Source organism: Desulfoluna butyratoxydans, assembly GCF_900699765.1.
In the GTDB taxonomy this organism is placed as follows: Bacteria; Desulfobacterota; Desulfobacteria; order Desulfobacterales; family Desulfolunaceae; genus Desulfoluna; species Desulfoluna butyratoxydans.
This window is the reverse complement of sequence record NZ_CAADHO010000013.1, coordinates 75322-93987: the sequence shown is the minus strand read 5'-3', so window position 1 is coordinate 93987 and position 18666 is coordinate 75322. Positions and strand designations below refer to the sequence as shown.

General features: G+C 59.8%; 9 protein-coding genes. 6 read left to right on the top strand and 3 right to left on the bottom strand.

The features are described from left to right. Positions 1-70: 70 nt before the first annotated feature. The gene (locus MSL71_RS24025) at positions 71-1438 is read right to left on the bottom strand and encodes an acetyl-CoA hydrolase/transferase family protein (protein ID WP_180146248.1); all 1368 of its coding nucleotides are present in this window, start codon (positions 1436-1438) and stop codon (positions 71-73) included. Positions 1439-1681: 243 nt separating this feature from the next. After that, a complete protein-coding gene (locus MSL71_RS24020; RefSeq protein ID WP_180146245.1) occupies positions 1682-3496 on the bottom strand; it encodes a sigma 54-interacting transcriptional regulator in 1815 nt (604 codons plus the stop codon). A gap of 439 nt (positions 3497-3935) precedes the next feature. Here MSL71_RS24020 and MSL71_RS24015 point away from each other — a divergent pair, with 439 nt between their 5' ends. The 6 genes from MSL71_RS24015 (at position 3936) to MSL71_RS23990 (ending at position 17836) form a co-directional block, all read left to right on the top strand. Next, a complete protein-coding gene (locus tag MSL71_RS24015) occupies positions 3936-8195 on the top strand; it encodes a translocation/assembly module TamB domain-containing protein (protein WP_180146242.1) in 4260 nt (1419 codons plus the stop codon). Between the two features lie 2 nt (positions 8196-8197). Then, a complete protein-coding gene (gene bamA, locus MSL71_RS24010; protein WP_180146240.1) occupies positions 8198-11041 on the top strand; it encodes an outer membrane protein assembly factor BamA in 2844 nt (947 codons plus the stop codon). Positions 11042-11269: 228 nt separating this feature from the next. Then, positions 11270-11896, top strand: a complete 627-nt coding sequence (locus MSL71_RS24005) for a TetR/AcrR family transcriptional regulator (RefSeq protein ID WP_180146237.1) — start codon at positions 11270-11272, stop codon at positions 11894-11896. A gap of 264 nt (positions 11897-12160) precedes the next feature. Then, a complete protein-coding gene (locus MSL71_RS24000; protein ID WP_180146234.1) occupies positions 12161-13216 on the top strand; it encodes an efflux RND transporter periplasmic adaptor subunit in 1056 nt (351 codons plus the stop codon). A gap of 126 nt (positions 13217-13342) precedes the next feature. Continuing rightward, positions 13343-16486 carry an efflux RND transporter permease subunit gene (locus tag MSL71_RS23995; RefSeq protein ID WP_180146231.1) on the top strand — a complete coding sequence of 1048 codons (3144 nt, stop codon included), beginning with the start codon at positions 13343-13345 and terminating at the stop codon, positions 16484-16486. Between the two features lie 57 nt (positions 16487-16543). Then, complete coding sequence (locus MSL71_RS23990; protein ID WP_180146228.1) at positions 16544-17836, top strand: TolC family protein; 1293 nt, start codon at positions 16544-16546, stop codon at positions 17834-17836. Positions 17837-18462: 626 nt separating this feature from the next. On the opposite strand, the gene MSL71_RS23985 is transcribed toward MSL71_RS23990, so the two are convergent. Further along, a partial coding sequence (locus tag MSL71_RS23985) for a hypothetical protein (RefSeq protein ID WP_218951126.1) occupies positions 18463-18666 on the bottom strand: 204 nt, incomplete at its 5' end.

Sequence of the window (18666 nt, the reverse complement as noted above, 5' to 3'; positions counted from 1 at the left end):
CCCAACGCCCCCCAAAAACGAAAAAACCGGCCCCTGCAAGGGGCCGGTTACGTCATCTCACGGGCCGTGATCACCCCGCAAGGCTCATGGCCACGTCTGCGCGGGGCACCAGCGCCCCTCTCCAGATATTCATCTTTTCCGCCTCCCGCATGAGGCCTTCCCGGAAATCGGGATGGGCGATACCGATGAGGGCTTCGGCTCGCTGCCAGGTGCTTTTCCCCTTGAGGCTGGCCACGCCGTACTCGGTCACCACGTACTGCACGGCAGACCGGGGAAGGGTGACAATGGTGCCGTGGTCCACAAAGGGTCGGAGCCTTGAGGTGACGGCACCGTCCCTGTCGGTCTTGGTGGATGCCAGGCAGATAAAGGCCTTCCCTCCCTTGGAATGGTAGCTTCCGTAGGCAAAATCAAACTGCCCACCGGTTCCGGAGATCTGCCTGAACCCCGATGATTCGGAGCAGACCTGGCCGTAAAGGTCCACCTCCACGGCGTTGTTGATGGAGACGGCACGTGGGTTTGCCGCGATGCGGTGAAGGTCATTGACGTACCCTACGGGGTAGCTGGCGCATGCCGGATTCCGATGGATAAATTCGTAAAGTTTTTCACTGCCCAGGGCAAAGGTATAGACCATCTTCCCAGGGTTGTCTGCCTTCTCCATGTTGGAAATCCTGCCTGCCCGGTACATGTCCACATAGGCATCCACCAGCATCTCCGTGTGAACCCCGAGATTCTTGATGTCCGAGTCGGCGATCATCTTGCCGATGACATTGGGAAGGCTCCCGATGCCCAGCTGCAGGCAGGAACCGTCTTCAATCTGTTCCACCACATGCCGGGCGATGGCCCGGTCCACATCGGATATGGGGGTGCGGGGCAGGGAGACCAGCTCCGTGTTGGTCCCCTGGACCACATAGTCCACCTCGGAGATATGCACGGCCTCGCCATACCCGCCGTAGCAAACCGGCATGTTGTCATTCACCTCAACGATCACCGTCTTTGCCTTGCGGAGCTGGCTGTACTGACAGGAGTTGGCGATGCCGAAGTTAAAAAAACCGGCGTCGTCCATGGGCGCCACCTGAACCATGAACACATCGGTGGTCAGGTCCCCGTCATCGTAGATCTGGTTGCCCTCGTGGTAAAGAACCGGGATGTAGCTGCAGCCGCCCCTGTCGTGGAGGTACCGCTCACCGCCGCTGAAATGAAAGCTGTTGTAGTTGAAGCTTCTGCCCGAAGGATCGGCCAGGGCCACCTTGGGAATCCCCGGGTACCCCACCCCGCGCACCTTCACCGCCTCAAGCTCCCCGGCGCGATGGGCAAGGGCCTCATCCAGGTCCACGGGGCTGCAGAGAAAATTGCCGTAATCCACCCAGTCACCGGACTTGACCTGTTTTACCGCTGTGGCCGCATCCACGCATTTTCGCCCGTACTCGCTTCTGTACATGCCCACCTCCCGGTTCCGTTAAGGGTTATCTTTCCGGCATGTTACTTGAGCAAAGGACGTGCCACAGGCATCATTCCAAAGGCTAATCACTTGGTTTTACATGCTTTCGCCGCAAAACAGACAAGACATGGGCGGGTAAGGACATGCGACAGTCATGTCGCATAACAGAGCCATAAAACGCCAGGCCGCTCTACATCAGAGGCTTTCCAACCATGCGACACCAACGCCGCACATTGCGACACATCATTCGCATGACCGGAGTCGGTGCAGTGCCATCTTCCGCTCAAGGGTCCGTCGGTTGATGCCCAGGCGGTGTGCGGTCTTGCCCCGGTGCCACTGCATCTCCTCCAGGGTTTTGAGGATGTGTGCCCTCTCGGTTTCGGCCAGCACCGACTTCAGGTCCCTGCCGTGATCGGACACGCTGCGGTACCTTTTGTCCACCGAGGGCATGGCCCCATCTGCAGAAAAGATCTCCGTAAAGTCCAGGTTTTTCAGGGTCACATAGCGATGCAGCACATTTTGCAGCTCCCGGACGTTCCCCGGCCATCGATACCTCTGAAACGCATCCAGGATAGCCGGGGTAATGGGGGGAACTTCCGTTGCACCGGGGTACTGTTTCAAAAAATGATCGATGAGAAGGGGGATGTCCGATGGCCGCTTTCGAAGCGGGGGAAGGTGGATGGGAATGATATGAATGCGGTAAAAAAAGTCCTCCCGCATGAGGCCTTTGGTGATGAGGTTGGTCAGATCCCTGTTGGTTGCGGCGATGATCCTCAGGTTCGGCTTTCGGACTGTCTTTCCCCCCAGGGCTGTGTACCCGTTCCCTTCAATGGCCCGCAACAGCTTGGCCTGCATCCCCAATGCGATCTCCCCGAGTTCATCCAGAAACAGGGTGCCGCCGTCGGCCAGGTCCAAAAACCCTTTTTTATCCTGAACCGCCCCGGTGAACGCCCCTTTTTTGTACCCGAAAAACTCGCTTTCCATGAGAGATTCGGGGATGGCTCCGCAGTTGACGGGAATAAAGCCATGGCCCATGCGATCGCTCAGCCGGTGGATCTCCCGGGAGACCAGCTCCTTGCCCGTCCCCGACTCTCCGTAGATAATGATGTTGGCATCGGAGGCGGCGGCATTCAGTATCACCTCGTAGACCGCCTGCATTTCGGGGCTCTTCCCGATGAGATCCCCGAAGCGGGAGCGTGCGGTCATGGTGGATTTCAGGCGCCTGTTCTCTTTGCGCAAGCTGTCGGCACTGTCACGCAGGCGCTTCTCCTTGAGTTTCCGATCGGTGATATCCGTGAGCAGGGTCTGCTGTTTCCGCACGCTGCCGTCCATGGCACAAATGGGGGTCGAGACCGCCGCATACCACCGGTCGTCCCGGGGGTTTAAAAACTCGTCACGCACGGTTTCCCCCTTGAAAACATCTGCTGCTTTGCACCAGGGGCAAGGCGTCGCCCGGCTATAAATCGCGGAATAGCAGGCCTCACCCACGGCCTCCCGGCCAACCTGTGCCCTAAGGTGGCCATTCATAAATTCAAGGGTGTAATCCCTGTAAGAGGTGTAGAGATGCCCCGGAAAATTCTCCACGATACCCCGTAACTCATCTTCCCTGAGTTTCAGCTTTTTTTCCGCCTCTTTTCGAGAGGTCACATTCACCAGGGTGGCCACGCTGGTTGAGCCCTGGACCATGTTCAGCTTGATCAGGATGTCATAGACATCCCCGTCCCGGTCCATCAGGCGGCACTCATACTCCTCCGGGGCCCATGAGGGATCCTGACGCCGCCTGTGGTGGAAGTGCGTCATCCGCTCCAGGTCCTCTGGCACCACAAACCGCGTCCATTTCATTTTTCCTTCAAGCTCCGCCCGTGAATACCCCACAAGCTCTTCGACCTTCTCATTCATCATGGAGATCGTAAGATCCTCTTCGAGAATAACCGAAGGGGCGGTGGATTTTTCAAAAACCCGGCGAAACAACTGAGCCCGGCTGTCTGCAGTCTCTTCTCCGACAAGGCTCTCACCCGCTGGTTTGTCCCTGTTCCCGCACGCCTTGAGTTCTGTCATCGTCCGCCCCCTGCCATGGTAAATGAACCCTGCCAGCCCTGCCGAGCCCGCTGATGTGACACGGGACCAAAAGTACTCGTGTGTTATCTCTCCAGGGGTTGGCAGGACCTCTCAGCCCGCTTGCCACACAAAAACAATGCTCACTGAACAACAAACAGCCCCATTGCAAAACATGGTTATTTTTTGCCCCAGCCATTGCCTTCTTGCAAGTATAAACTGGTTTCAGGGCCACACGTTTGGTTGCGAGGAATGGCTTTAGCATGTATATATCTCGCAGCGGCTTAAGATAACGTATCATCACGTAAAAGCCTCAACCAACGCCGCTGCCTCCGCCAACCGGAACAAACCGCAGCCCCAAAACTCCGCAGGTTCGGCTCCCGCTCCGCAGACAGCACGTTCACATGCATGCACCGGAATCTGCCCGCAAAAGAGGGTGGCAATGGGGAACTCACAGCGACAGACAAAACGAAAGGTTGTTGCCTACGGTATCGGGATGGTTGCCGTTCTGATGCTTCTGGTCGCGGTGGCCGGTCGCTTCTGGCTCACCTCGGACCACGGCCGCCTTTTTCTCCAGGATCGCATCAACAGGGCCATTCCCGGGAGCCTCCACTGGGACGACCTGAGCCTTTCACTGTTTGCAGGAAGCATCGAGGTTACCAACCTTCGGCTCCACGGCCCGGAGTCTGCCCCCCTTGTCTCTCTGGACCGACTTGTTGTGAACCTTGCATGGGCTCCCCTTTTGGGCAAAACCCTTGCCCTTGATAACGTCATCCTTGAATCACCCAAAGTTCTGCTGGCCACGGATGCCTCCGGCACATTCAATATCCTCACGGCCTTTCCTGCCAGAGAGCCCGCCCCCCCGACACAAGACAACGACTCGGGGGAATTCCCCTTCAACATCCGGATCGACGCCCTGTCCCTCACAGACGGCTTTTTCCAATACGAACACCGAAGTGCCCCTGAGCCCCACGGACGGATTGTCGCAGGCACCGTCGGCCTCTCGCTGGAGGATGCAGATCTCCGGGAAAAAACCATTCGGGCCTCCCTTCGCCTCGGGGGCGGGGAAATCAACATGGCGGGCATCACAACAGGGGTCGATGCCCTGCGGATCGACGGCCACCTCGCCGGCGACCGCCTGAAGTCCCTCGCCCTGGCCCTGGATTCCGACCTGGTGGCCCTGGAGGGCAAGGGCCAGGCTGAAGACCTGTTCGAGCGCCCCCTCTTTGATATCGACCTCACGGCCACCACCGCCCTCACCACCGTAAAAGAGACCTTTCATCTCCCTGCCTCACTCTCGGGCCCGGTCACCCTTAACCTCACGGCCCGCGGAACCACCGACAACCCCAGCGCGCACCTGACCCTCTCCTATTCCGGGGGCGAGATCGCAGGTATCCAGGTGGACCGGGCCGACCTGGCCTGTGCCCTTGATGAAAAACAGCTGGCCCTCAAAAAGCTCAATATCGAGGCGCCCCTGGGCCAGGTCAGGGGTACCGGGAGCCTCGACCTCCGGGAGGCCTTCCCCCAGGGGTTCACCACCCGGCCACGGGACCTCGATGCCATGGTCTGGCACCTGGAACTGAGCCAGACCGGCACGGCCTTAGAGGCCTTTTCCCGCAACGTACCGGGCCTGGCCGGTGCGCTGCGGTCGGATCTTACCATCGACGGTACCGGGGCCTCACCGTCCGTCATGTCCGCGGAGGCTCGACTGAACGCCTCAATCCGAGCGCTTGCCCTGGCCCAGCTCCCCGACCCCGTGGACCTTGACCTGAAAACCCGCCTCACCCTGGACAACAACCGCCTGGCCCTTCGCCACCTGAAGCTCAAAGCCGGAGAGGCCACGGTAAACGGAACCGGGAGCGTCGACCTTGCATCCACAAACATTGAAGCCGATCTCTCCCTGGCGATCCCAAACCTTGCCGACCTGCGCGTGGCCCCTGAAGCAGCCGAACTTACCGGCCGACTGACCCTGGACATCGGGGTAACGGGAACCACCGCCCACCCGGTGGCCGAGGCCAGCCTCCAGGGAGACGCATTGGGACTCGGGGGACATGCTTTGGGCACCCTTCGCATGGCAGCCGAGCTGGACCGCTCCGGTCAGCTCACCATCCATGAGCTGACCCTTGAGGAGAAAGCCTCCCGGCTCCGGGCCCAGGGCTCCATCCATCTCCTGAAAAGCAGGTTGGAACCCGGCTCACCGGCCCAGCTCTCCCCCACCCTCCCCGTGGACCTTGACCTGGCCTTTGAACACATCGACACCGAGACCTTCCTGGCAAGCGCCGGTGTCTCAGGAACTCTGGACGGGACCCTCTCCTGCAAAGGTCCCCTCAGGTCTCCCTCGGCCCGCCTTGCCCTGTCAGGCCGTTCCCTGGCCATTACGGACTATCGAATCGGAGACCTTGAAGTCCTTGCCCTGCTCAAGGACGGCATGCTCTCCATGGACACAGCCCGGTTGACAAACGGGCTGTCCCAACTGGAACTTTCGGGGACGGCACGCCTCCTCGAGCCTGAAACCGGGGCTGCGGTGGCCCACCCCGCCTTTGATGTCACCCTCAAGGGCGAAGCATTCCGCTTAAACGATGTCACTCCCCGGCTGTCCGGGCAGGTCTCCATCGACGCACGTCTCTCCGGCAACACGGCCGACCCCCGGGGCAGCCTCTTTCTTGGGGCGGAAAAACTCAACCTTGGCGTCCAGACACTCCACGAGGTCACCCTGGCCTCCCGCATAAAAAACAACCGGGTGACCATTGAAAAGCTCACCGTTGAACTGGCTCCGGGAGAAGAGCTGAAAGCCGACGGCTGGTTTTCCCCGGCTGAAAAAACCTACGCCCTGCAGCTCAAGGCCCGGAACCTGGACATTGAGGAGATCGAGTTCCTCGGTGGAAAAAATGCGGCCAGAGGCCAGCTCAGCCTGGACATCACCGGGGAGGGGAGCCTCGACAATCCCCGGCTCACAGGAAACATGACTGTCACCGACCTGTTTTTGAACAACGAACCCTTTGACGACGGCAGCCTCGAATTGACCCTCAGGGATCAGGAACTCCGGGCCCGGGGAGACCTCGTGGCGGACCTGTCCGGCAGCTACAATCTTTCCACCCACCTCTTTTCCGCCAGCGCCAGGCTGGAGAAAACCCGCCTGGAACCCTTTTTTAAAATGGCGGGCCGCAGGACCCTCACAGGGACCGTCACCGGCCTCATGGAAGCCGGGGGAGACGCCACCTCCCCCAAGACCCTTACCGCGGATGCCACCGTGACGGAGCTCACCGTCTCCCACGACGGAACCGCTCTCATCACCAAAGGGGCCTGCAACGCCTCCTTTGACGACGGCACCCTTCGGGTCGACACCCTGAACCTCTCCCTCTTCGACCAGGGACACCTTGACATCAGCGGCACGGGATCACCGGACGGCACCCTGGATTTCTCCATAGACGGAGCCGTTCCCATGGAGGTGCTCCACCTCTTCACCGAAAGCCTTGGGGACATCACCGGAGACATCACCCTTTCAGCCCGCCTGTCCGGCACCCCCAAGGAGCCCGACTTTAACGGGGATCTTGCCCTTAAGCAGATCGGGTTCACCGTGCCGGTCCTGGGCCAGAAACTCCAGAACCTCAACGGTCGCATGGCGATCACGCCCAAGGCCCTGACCGTGGAGGCCATCACCGGCAACCTCGACAAGGGGCGATTCGACTTCTTCGGCACCCTGGGGCTGGACCATGTGACCCCAAAGACAGTCAAGGCAAGGCTCAGGGCACAGGCCCTTCCCCTGACCCTGCCGGGCACCATGGAGCTTTGGGTCAACGGCGACCTGACCTATGAGGGCACACCGGAGCACGCCCTCATCTCAGGGGAGATTATCCTGGTGGAAGGGCGCTACTTCAAAAACGTCCGGCTGGGGCTCATCGACAACCTCGGCCAGCGACGCCGGGAGCAGGCCCCTGTCACCCGAAGGCGAGACACCCCCATTTTGAACAACACGGAGCTCAACATCTCCATCCGGCACCGCTCCCCCTTTGTGGTGGACAACAACATTGCGCTCATGGACCTGAAACCCACCCTCACCGTCTCCGGCCCCTTGAGCCGGGTCCTTGTCAACGGGCGGGCCGAGGTGGACTCCGGCACCATCTCCTACCTGGGCAAAGAGTTTGAAATCAAAAAAGGGGTGGTGGATTTTATCAACCCCTACAAGGTCGAGGCGACCATTGACGTGGACAGCGAGATCGTCATCAGGCAATGGACCATCACCCTGACGGTCTCGGGGGTGGAGGACAACCTTAAATTCGAGATGAGCTCGGTGCCCGAGGAGAGCGACGCGGACATCCTCTCCCTCATCTTCTTCAACAAAACGCACAACGAGATGGTCAGCGGGGAGGGCGGATCCAGCCAGTCCACCAAACAGATCCTTGCCGACATGGTGACCCGCACCCTTGAAGGGAGCCTCAAGGAGGCCACCGGCCTGGACACCATTGAAATGACCTACACGGAACGCACGGACCAGGAGGATGCCGACGATGTCAACATCACCGTGGGCAAAGAGCTCTCCAAACGCATGACCCTCAAATACGGGGTGGGAACCAAAAACGGGGTCACGGTCCAGAGCGCCATAACCGAGTACAAGTTCTACGAAAGCCTCCTGATGAACGCCTTCCGGGACACGGACGGGGACTTCGGCGGCGAGCTGGTCTTCCGGCTGGAGATGAGGTGACCATGATCCCATCACCGCCCACATGCGCCCGACGAAACGCCCCCTGTGCTGTCCGGTACTGGGTGTGCCTTGCCTTAGTGCTCTCAGCCTTTCTGATGCCTCGGCCCACCGTGGCCGAGCCCAGCGCCCCCGTCATCTCGGAGATCAACGTGGAGATCGTGGGGACCGTCACAAAACCCGCGCACCTTGCCGCCTTTGCCCGCCGGATCATCCTCCTGGAAGAGGGAGAACCTTTTTCCGCCGAAGCCCTTGAGAAAAGCCTGGAGCTGCTCAAGAGCACCCGCCTGTTCCAGGCCATCGACGTGCCCGACCCGCCCGAGGGAGAAGGAGAGATGGCCCTGACGTTCCGGCTGACCCCGTTCCGGAGGATCAAGGAGATCCACATCAACGGGGCTTTTCCCCTCCTTGAGAAGGAGGTGCTCAATGCCATGACCATCTACACAGGTGACGCCTTTGTTGCCGCAAAGCTTCAAAAACAGGAAGCGCTCATCAAAAAAACGTTCAAAAACGAAGGGTACCCGGACGCCACCATCCGGGTCACGTCGGAAGAGGACCCGGAAGACGGCCATTTCGAGGTGACCGTTTCCATCCACAAGGGGGATTTCAACCGAATCCAGCGCGTGGAGCTCATCGGAAACAACGGTTTTTCCAGCGCACGGCTCAAGCTGAGGCTCGACACCTGGAAGGTCTCCCTCTTCTATGGTGAGATCCCCCGGTTCATCCAGAAAAAGCTCGATGACGATGTGGACAACCTCAGAAAGTTCTACCGCGCCAAGGGATACGGAGACGTGGAGATCACCCCGGAGGTGGAGCACCTCGCCGATCCCCACGACGTGGTCATCCGGTTCAGGATAGACGAAGGGAAAAAATACGTGGCCCTCTTTGAAGGGAACACCGAGTTCTGGGGGCTGACCCTGAAAAAGGAGCTGGCCTACCTGAAAGAGGGAAACCGAAACGAGCTGGGCCTTAAAAAAAGCCTCAGAAACATCCGAACACGCTATCACAAAGCCGGTTACCTGGATGCGCAGGTGAGCATGGAGGAGTCCGACGTCACCGTCGAGGGCATCAGGGAGCGAGAGCTGCTCTTTTCCATTGACGAGGGCCCCCGTTACATCGTCCGGGCCTTGGACATCCAGGGCAACACCGTCTTCGACCGGAAGCGCATCGAAAAACAGATGCTCACCCACCTGCCCGGCACCTTCAGCGCCGGAGAGTTCGTCCCCGATGTCCTGGACGAGGATATCAGCGCCATCCAGTCGCTCTACCTGACCAAGGGCTATCTGGAGACCACCGTGGACCATAAGGTGACCTTCATAGAGGACCCCGAAACCGACCGAAAACTCGCCGATATCTCCCTTTCCATTCAAGAGGGCATGCAGACCCGGGTGACATCCGTTGCCTTCAACGGCCTGCAGGCCCTCACACCTGATGAGGCGCGGGACGCCATTGCCCTGAAGGAGGGGGAGCCCTTTCGGGAGTACATGATCGAAAGCGATGAAAACACCCTCTCCGAGGCCATCTCCGAAAAAGGCTACCCCCATATCACCATCACGGGGCAGGCCCGGGTCGAGACCGATGACGACGGGTCGGGTCGGGCCGAGATGGCCTACGACATCACCGAAGGGCCCAACGTAACAACCGGCGCAGTCTTTTACACAGGCAACTTCCGCACCCGTGAGCGCATCCTCAGGCGGGAGGTCGAGCTCACCCCGGAGGAACCGTTCTCCCTGACCCAGGCCCTGGAGACCCAGCGCAACATCCGAAACATCGCCGCCCTCTCCGCAGCGCACTTCCGGACCATCGGGCTTAAAGAAGAGGAATCCGAGGTGAATCTGTTGGTGGAGGTGGAAGAGAGAAAGCCCTACTACTATGAACTGGGTCTCGGATACGACACCCGACGGGAAAAGTATGCCCACACCCGCCTGGGGGACCGCAACCTCTTCGGCCAGAACAAAGACGGCTGGATCGCAGCCGAGGTCAGCGACATCGGGTACCGCACCGAGCTGGGCATCACCGAGCCCCGTTTTCTGGGCACCCGGATCAACGCCACCTTCAGCATGTTCGGAGAGAAATTAGAAGAATTCAACCAGGATTTCGGCACACGCACCTACGGTTCCTCCCTAATCTTCAACCGACGGTTCCTCGAAGATTTCAACGCCTCCCTCAACAACCGCTACGAGTACAGGGAGCAGTACAGACTCAACGACACGCCCATTCCGCCAGGGGATGAAGAGCAATACGAGCAGCGAAACATTGTGGTGGTCACCCCGTCCCTCACCTACAACTCCACCGACTCCTTTGTGCGCCCCCGAAAAGGCATGATCGCCTTCGGAGCTCTGGACATCTCCGGGGGCGTCGGAAATTCACTGGACGACTTCCTTAAATACCGCTATGAGCTGCGGTTCTATAAAACCCCCGTCAACCGCCTCACCTTTGCCCTGAGGGGCAGGGTTCACCACATCGAGCCTTACGGAAGCAACAACAGCATCCCCGAAGACCAGCTCCTCTTCCTGGGTGGAACCACGGACATCCGGGGCTACAGCGAAAACAAGTTCCTTGTCAACGACAGCGGCGAAGCCGTGGGCGGGCGCACCACCCTGCTGGGAAGCGTGGAGGCCCGCATCGATCTGGGCTTGAATGTGGAACTCACCACGTTTTTCGATACTGGGAGCCTCCGCAATGCCTCTGAGCCCGATCTCTCGGACTCCTTCCGTTCCACCGTCGGAGCAGGCCTTCGCTATGTCACCCCCATCGGCCCGGTGGGATTTCTCTACGGCTGGAAGCTGGACAAACAGCCCGGGGAAAGCTCCGGTAATTTTCATTTTTCCATCGGATACACCTTCTGAATACCCCACATAAAACAAGCCACAGCCCCTGATTCCGGTTATTTCTCGAATCGGGCGGTCACGCCACCGGATGATCGTAACCCTCCTTTCCTCCTCACCAAAAGTCATTTTTTTGCGTTGTTCCCTACAAAAACCTTGCGTCCGATTCAAACATCGTTTAAAACCCTTTTTTATCGACGTTTCAAACAGCGTTTAAAATATTTGTTTCCCACACAACGGACCCCTTAAATGGATACCAAAACCAAAATACTCGATGCCGCCGAACGGCTCATCGTCGAACTGGGCGCAGACAAGGCGTCCATGCGAAAAATCACAGAGGAGGCAGGGGTCAATGTGGCGGCCATCAACTACCACTTCGGCTCCAAGGACAACCTCATCTCAGCCATTGTCACCCGGTTTCTCACCCCCCTTGAAGAGGAGCAGACCCAGCGCCTGGAGGTGGTGATGGACCGTGCAGGAGACAAGGCCCCGGTTCTGGAGGACCTGCTGCGAAGCCAGCTGGCGCCCCTTCATGAGTTCACCGTCACCCACCCGGACTGGATGAACGTTTTCCACCAGTTTGCCGCGGCCTACGAAAACGAGGATTTCTTCAAACAGAACCTGAAAAACATCCTGGAGAAAAAACTCATCTACCTGGTCGACTGCATGGCAAAGGCCCTGCCCCATATCCCGAGGATGACCCTGCTGCGCCGCATTGCCTTCTTCCGGATCTCTGCCTTCGGCATCATGCAGGGGGAGTGCATCATGGAGGAATCCATTGCCATCCTGGGCATCGACCGGGACCCCGATGCCATGCTGGAAGAGTTGATTCACTACATTTCAGCGGGCCTCAGGGCTGATCCCATGCCCGCCTGACAACAGGGGCCTGAAAAAAAACGGATCCCCACCGCAGGAAATCAGGTGGTGTTGCGTTTATATCTAAATATCGGTTCAGAAGAATAAAAAACCGGGTCCGTCACCCCATAAAGAAGACAACCTGACCGTACATGGACTCCAACCCGACCTTTCGGGGCCCAACCGCAATCTCCGACGGGACGCCGCGCGTTGACTGCGCAACTCCTTAGGCCACCGCTTTTACCGACCATTTTTTTCGAGTAGCGAGGTACATCAATGAAAGCTATGAAATGGATAACCGTCATCACCCTGCTTGCCCTGCCGGTCCTCTCGTACGCAGAGGGTCCTGCCCAGCCTCCGGCGCTGGTGGTGACCAGCCAGATTCACCAGAAAACCATCGCCAAGACCCTGGATGTGGTGGGAACCCTCCAGTTTGACCGCGTCTCCGCCCTCTCCCCCGAGGTCAGCGGCCAGGTAGAAGCCGTACTGGTCAAGGAGGGGGATCAGGTCACCAAGGGAGCCCCCCTGTTCCGCCTGAACCTCGATTTTGTGAACAACGAGATCGGCACGGTCCGAAAAAAGATCGCCCAGGTGGAGATCCGGCTGGCCCAGGCCAAAAAGGACCTGACCCGCTACGAGACCCTCTTCAAGCAGCAGGCGGCCAGTGAGCAGGAGTATGACAAGATGCGCCTCTCCATGGAGGACCTTGCCATGCAGAAGGCCACTCTCCAGGAGAACCTGGCCCTGGCCCTCCTCAAAAAAGAGAAGAGCGTCATCCGTGCACCCTTTGCCGGTGTGGTGCTGGAGAAAAACGCCGATGAAGGCAACTGGGTGGTCCCGGGGAATCCCGTGTGCCTGCTGGGCTCCATGGACGACCTCTACGTGAAGGTGCCCATGCCCGAGGACCTTCTGGTATTTGCCAGGACCGGCGAGGAGCTGGACGTCACCATCACCGCCCTGGGCCTCACCACCCGCGGCAGGATCACCGGGTACATCCCCGTGGCGGACACGGCCACCAAGAACATCTTTGTCAAGGTGATGCTCCCCAGGCTGGAGACAGCGGTCCTCAACATGAGCGCCACCGTGGCCATGCCCGCCAGCGACAAGCAGGAGATGACCCTGGTCCCCAGGGACGCTCTGGTCACCTTCAACGGCCAGACCCTGGTCTACACCATCAATGAGGGGGCGGCAGCGCCCCTGCCGGTGACGGTCCTTGCCTATGTGGAGGGCGCAGCCGGTATCGCCGAAGGGCCCGTGGGCCCCGGCATGGACGTGATCATCGACGGCAACGACCGGCTCCAGCCCGGCCAGCCTGTCACGGTCATCGAAGCAAGGAAGTAAACCGGATCTGAAGCACAGCCGTGACCCGCTCCCCCCACAAGGCGCCCGGCGCCTTGTGGCCGCACGCCAGATGCCGGGGCGTCGGGCCTTTTCTGACATGATGAAACCAGGGATACCAAGCCACCCATGGATTTGATTAAATTTTCCATCCAACGACCCGTCACCGCTGCGGTGATGGTGATCATGATCGTCCTGTTCGGCATGATCGGGCTCTCCAAGCTCCCCGTGCAGCTTGCCCCCGACACCGAGTTGCCGGAAATCGAGGTGATGACCTCCTGGCCGGGTGCCAGCCCCAGCGAGCTGGAGACCGAGGTCATCGAAAGACAGGAGGACAACCTCAAGAGCCTCCAGAACCTCCAGAAAATGGAGAGCTCCAGTTACAACGACTACGCCACCATCACCCTCACCTTTGACCTGGAGACCGACGTGGACACGGCCCTTCTCCGGGTCTCCAACAAGCTCAACGAGGTGTCGGACTACCCGGACAACGTCTACGAGCCGGTGATCTCCAGCTCCGGGGGCTCCACGCGCCCCATCATCTGGATGCAGATGAGGGCCCTTGAAGGCAGCGACACCGACATCCTGACCCAGCGCACCTTCTTCGACAACGAGGTCAAGCAGTACATCGAGCGTGTCGACGGTGTGGCCTCCCTCATGGTCTTCGGGGGCACCAAAGACCAGCTGGAGATCGTGCTGGATCCTGAGAAAATGGCCCGGCGGGGCATCACCATCAACCAGGTCATCGCGCGGGTCACCGCAGCCAACAACGACATCTCCGCAGGGGTGCTGGGCATTGACCGGCGAAACTACCGCATCCGCACCACGGCCAAGTTCCAGAAGGTCACCGACCCGCTGGACGTGGTGATCATGGATGACGGCATCACCCGCATCCTCCTTCGGGACATCGCCACCAGCCGCATCGGCTACGAACCCCAGTTTGTCTCGGTCATGGAAAACAGCGCCGAAGGCATCGTCATCGGGGTGAAAAAGCAGAAAGGGGGCAACGTCCTGGAGATCGTGAACCGGGTCCACGCCGAAGTGGACCGCCTCAACAAGGACGTACTGGCCGAAAGGGGCCTGTACATCAACTGGTCCTACGACGAGGCGCCCTACATCCTGCGGGCCATCTCCATCATGAAGAAGAACGTGCTCATCGGGGCGGCCCTGGCCATCCTGGTGCTGGTGACCTTCCTGCGCAGCGCACGGTCCACGGGCACCATCGGCCTGGCCATTCCCATTTCGGCCATCGGTACCTTCACCTCCCTGTGGCTCATGGGCCGCAACCTCAACGTGGTGAGCCTTGCGGGCATCTCCTTTGCCGTGGGCATGCTGGTGGACAACTCCATCGTGGTGCTGGAGAACATCGACCGGCACCTGAAGCTCGGTAAAAAGACCTTTGACGCGGTCTACGAAGGGGCCACCGAGGTGTACGGCGCGGTCATCGCCTCCACCCTGACCACGGTGGCGGTTTTTCTCCCCGTTATCTTCATGAAGCAGGAGGCGGGACAGCTCTTCCGGGACATCGCCATCGCCATCACCACGGCCATCCTCCTGAGCCTGTTTGTCTCCATCACGGTGATCCCCTCCTTCATGCACCTGATCTACAGGAAAAAGGGACCGGCCCAGAAAGAGGGAGGCGCTCTGGGCAAGGCCGGGGACCTTTTTATCTCCAGCATCATGGGCGTGGCCAACGCCTGCCTGAAAAACACGGTCACCCGGGTGACCTGCGTGGTGTCCTTCACCGCCTTTTCCCTGCTCATCGCCTGGGCCCTCATGCCCAAGGCCGAGTACCTGCCCCAGGGCAACCAGAACTTCATCATGAGCATCCTGGTGCCGCCCCCCGGGTATTCCGCCGAAAAACGGCACGAAGTGGGTGAATACATTTTCGAGAAGACAGACACCTACCGCAAAGACACGGGCGAGGGCCTGCCCAAGATCAAGAACGTCTTTTACGTCTCCGCGGACATGATCAGCATGTTCGGGGTGGTCTGCACGGACGAGGACGAGACCCGGGCCGGTGAGCTGATTCCCTCCCTGACCCAGATCATCTACTCCATGCCCGGCATGTTCGGCATCAGCCTCCAGCCCGGTATCTTCGAAACCGGCCTGGGCAAGGGGCGTACCATTGACTTGAACATCTCCGGCGAAGAGATGGGCTCCATCGTGCAGGCAGGCTTTACCCTCATGGGTGCCGTGGGCCAGGCCGTGCCCAACTCCCAGATCCGGCCCGTGCCCTCCCTTGAGATTGCCTACCCGGAAGGACGCATCATCCCGGACAAGCAGAAAATGGCGGCCAGCGGCCTCACCGAGCAGGAGCTGGGTATTTACGTGGACGTGCTCATGGACGGTCGAAAGGTGGCGGACTACAGCCCCGACGGCAAGGACCGCATCGATCTTGTGGTTCGCAGCGAGGAGGCGGACTTCAAAACCCCCGAGGCCATCCTGGAAGCCCCCATGGTCAACAACCACGGGAAGCTGGTGCGCGTAGGCGACGTGGCCTCCCTCTCCTACGAACACGGCATGACCCAGATCGACCGCCTGGAAAAGCGGCGTAACATCCGCCTGGAGATCACGCCTCCCATTGACGTGCCCCTGCAGGAGGCCATGGAGACCATCCGCGCCAAGGTGGACAGCCTCTCCGAGGCAGGCCAGCTCTCCGGGGTAAACGTGAAACTGGGCGGCAACGCCGACAAACTCATGGAGACCTTCCATGCCCTGAAGTGGAACCTGGCCCTGGCCATCCTCATCACCTATCTGTTGATGGCCGCCCTTTTCGAGAACTTTCTCTACCCCTTCATCATCCTCTTCTCCGTGCCCCTGGCAGCCGCCGGCGGGTTCATCGGGCTGAGGCTGGTGGACCTTCTCGTGGCCAGGCAGCCGTTGGACGTCCTCACCATGCTGGGATTCATCATCCTGGTGGGCACGGTGGTCAACAACGCCATCCTCATCGTGCACCAGTCCCTGAACAACGTGCGACTGGAGAACATGAAAGGGATGGACGCCATCAAGGATGCCATCCGAACCCGTATCCGACCCATATTCATGAGTGTCTGCACCAGTATCTCCGGCTTTCTGCCCCTGGTGCTGGCCACGGACTCCGGGTCCGAGCTCTATCGAGGAATCGGCAGCGTGCTGCTGGGTGGCATGGCCCTGTCCACCCTCTTCACCCTCTTTGTCATCCCCGCGCTCCTCTCCTTCTTCATCGGTTTCGAAGAAAAGGGCCGGCAGGCCTCGCCGGCAAGTGAGCCCCTGGAGCGCTACTCAGCCTAATACACACCATGGGGGCCGGGCCTTCCGGTCCCCATGTACAGCAGTGAGGTATACACAATGAAACGACTTCTCGTTCTGGCAGCCCTTTGCCTGGTTGCCTCCCCCTTACACGCCCTGAGCCTGTCCGAGCTGCAGCAGGAGGCCCTGGCCGAACGCCACGCTGTCAAGGCCAGCGAGGCCACGGCCGCCATCGCCGAAAAAAAGGTCCAGGAGGCCAGGAGCCCCTTTCTCCCCAGCGTGGACGTGGGCTACGAAGCCAACCGCTACAACCACGACACCATCACCGAGATCCGGGAGAAAAATGACGGGTTCACCGGCAGCATTGCCTTAAACGTCTTTTCCGGGTTCAAGGACGCATACTCCCTGAAGGCCGCACGCTTTGGTGCCGAGGCAGGGCAGCTCGACCTGGCCTCCACGCGTCAGGACGTCAGCCAGAACGTGGCCCTGGCCTTTCTGGGGGTCTACCGCAGCAGACAGAACCTCACCGTGGCCCAGGACTCGGTGCGCCTCTACAAAGACCGCTACCGGGAAATGGAGCTCAAATACAACGTGGGGGTTCTTAAAAAGCGGGACCTGCTCACCGTCAAGGTGGAGCTGGACAACGCGGTGCAGACCGAGCGCCGCACCCTGGCCAACATCACCGCCTCCCTAAACACCCTGGCCCTTGCCGTGGGCCGCCCCCTGACAAAAGCTGAAGCGGACGCCCTGGACTTTTCCGTGTTCACGGAACTCCCCATGGTCATGGACGCAGCCGAGGGCAAGTCCGACCTTCTGGCCAGGAACAGCCAGATCCTCTCCCTCAAAGAGACCCTCTCCGGTGCGGGCATGACCAAAAAAGCGGCCCGGGCCGCCTACATGCCGCGCCTGGACCTGTCGGCCACCTACACCAGCCGGTACTTAGACGACTACAGCTTCGGTTCCTCCGAGGTCAACGGCGACGATGTCCGCCTCACCGCCTCGGTCACCATGAACCTGTTCGACGGCCTGAAAAAAGAGTCCACCTTAAGCCAGGCCTCCCTGAACGAGGCCGCCCTTCGCCATCAGCTCCGGGAGCTTGAAAACAGCCTCTCCACGGACTTTGACAACGCCGTTCTCGACCGGGACGTGGCCATCGACAACCTGGCCGTGGCCCGTTCAGGCCTTGCCGAAGCCGAAGAGAACCTCCGGGTCACGGACCTGGCCTTCGAGCAGGGAGTCGCTACCTCCACCGAGGTACTGGACGCCATCTTCAGCCTCTCCCGCGCCCGGTTCAACAACATTTCGGCCCTTACCGACGTGTTTGCGACACACTACACCCTGCTGAGACTGACGGAAGGGTTTGAGACAGGAAAATCAGGTAATAGGTCATAGGTCATAGGTCATAGGACAAGATGGCAGGGAACAGGCCTCACCTGCAGACTTCTTATTTCGTGCGCAGCGACACCCTGCGCCGGCCTGATCGCAAGCGCGACTGCGATCAGGCCGGTGTGCGGGGGAAAAGCAGGTGATAGGTGATAGGTGATAGGTGATAGGAAGGATAGAAACAGATCACTCAGCGAAGTCAATCATTAAAAAGAAGGAAAACGGCTTCTTGGCGGTGCGCACGGCGCACCCTACGAGGTATCGAACTTTTACCGCCGTGACATAAAAACGATACCCGCCCCCCAACCATGCCCACCCCGCGAAGCGTAGGGTGCGGCTCCCACACCGCAAAACGTGACGCGAGACCAACGGCTTTGGCAGCAGCCCACACCATCACGAGCGACCTTAAACAGCCAGCTACCAGCTTTTTGGAGGCAATTGGTGGTGCGCACGGGGCACCACAGGAGACATCGGCTTTTCGCCGCCATGGCATAAAAACGATTCCCGGTTCACACGCCCCCCAATCATACCCGACCCGCGAAGCGTAGGGTGCGGCCCCCGCACCGCAAAACGTAACGTGAGGCCAACGGCTTTTGCAGCAGCCCACACCATCACGAGCGACCTTAAACAACCAGCTACCAGCTTTTTTGGGGCAATTGGTGATGCGCACGGGGCACCACAGGAGACATCGGCTTTTCGCCGCCATGGCATAAAAACGATTTCCGGTTCACACGCCCCCCAATCATACCCGACCCGCGAAGCGTAGGGTGCGGCCCCCGCACCGCAAAACGTAACGTGAGGCCAACGGCTTTTGCAGCAGCCCACACCATCACGAGCGA

Coding starts and splice junctions, on each gene's coding strand:
- MSL71_RS23990 (WP_180146228.1), top strand. CDS start 16,544: ATGAAACGACTTCTCGTTCTGGCAGCCCTTTGCCTGGTTGCCTCCCCC.
- MSL71_RS23995 (WP_180146231.1), top strand. CDS start 13,343: ATGGATTTGATTAAATTTTCCATCCAACGACCCGTCACCGCTGCGGTG.
- MSL71_RS24020 (WP_180146245.1), bottom strand. CDS start 3,496: ATGACAGAACTCAAGGCGTGCGGGAACAGGGACAAACCAGCGGGTGAG.
- bamA (WP_180146240.1), top strand. CDS start 8,198: ATGATCCCATCACCGCCCACATGCGCCCGACGAAACGCCCCCTGTGCT.
- MSL71_RS24005 (WP_180146237.1), top strand. CDS start 11,270: ATGGATACCAAAACCAAAATACTCGATGCCGCCGAACGGCTCATCGTC.
- MSL71_RS24000 (WP_180146234.1), top strand. CDS start 12,161: ATGAAATGGATAACCGTCATCACCCTGCTTGCCCTGCCGGTCCTCTCG.
- MSL71_RS24015 (WP_180146242.1), top strand. CDS start 3,936: ATGGGGAACTCACAGCGACAGACAAAACGAAAGGTTGTTGCCTACGGT.
- MSL71_RS24025 (WP_180146248.1), bottom strand. CDS start 1,438: ATGTACAGAAGCGAGTACGGGCGAAAATGCGTGGATGCGGCCACAGCG.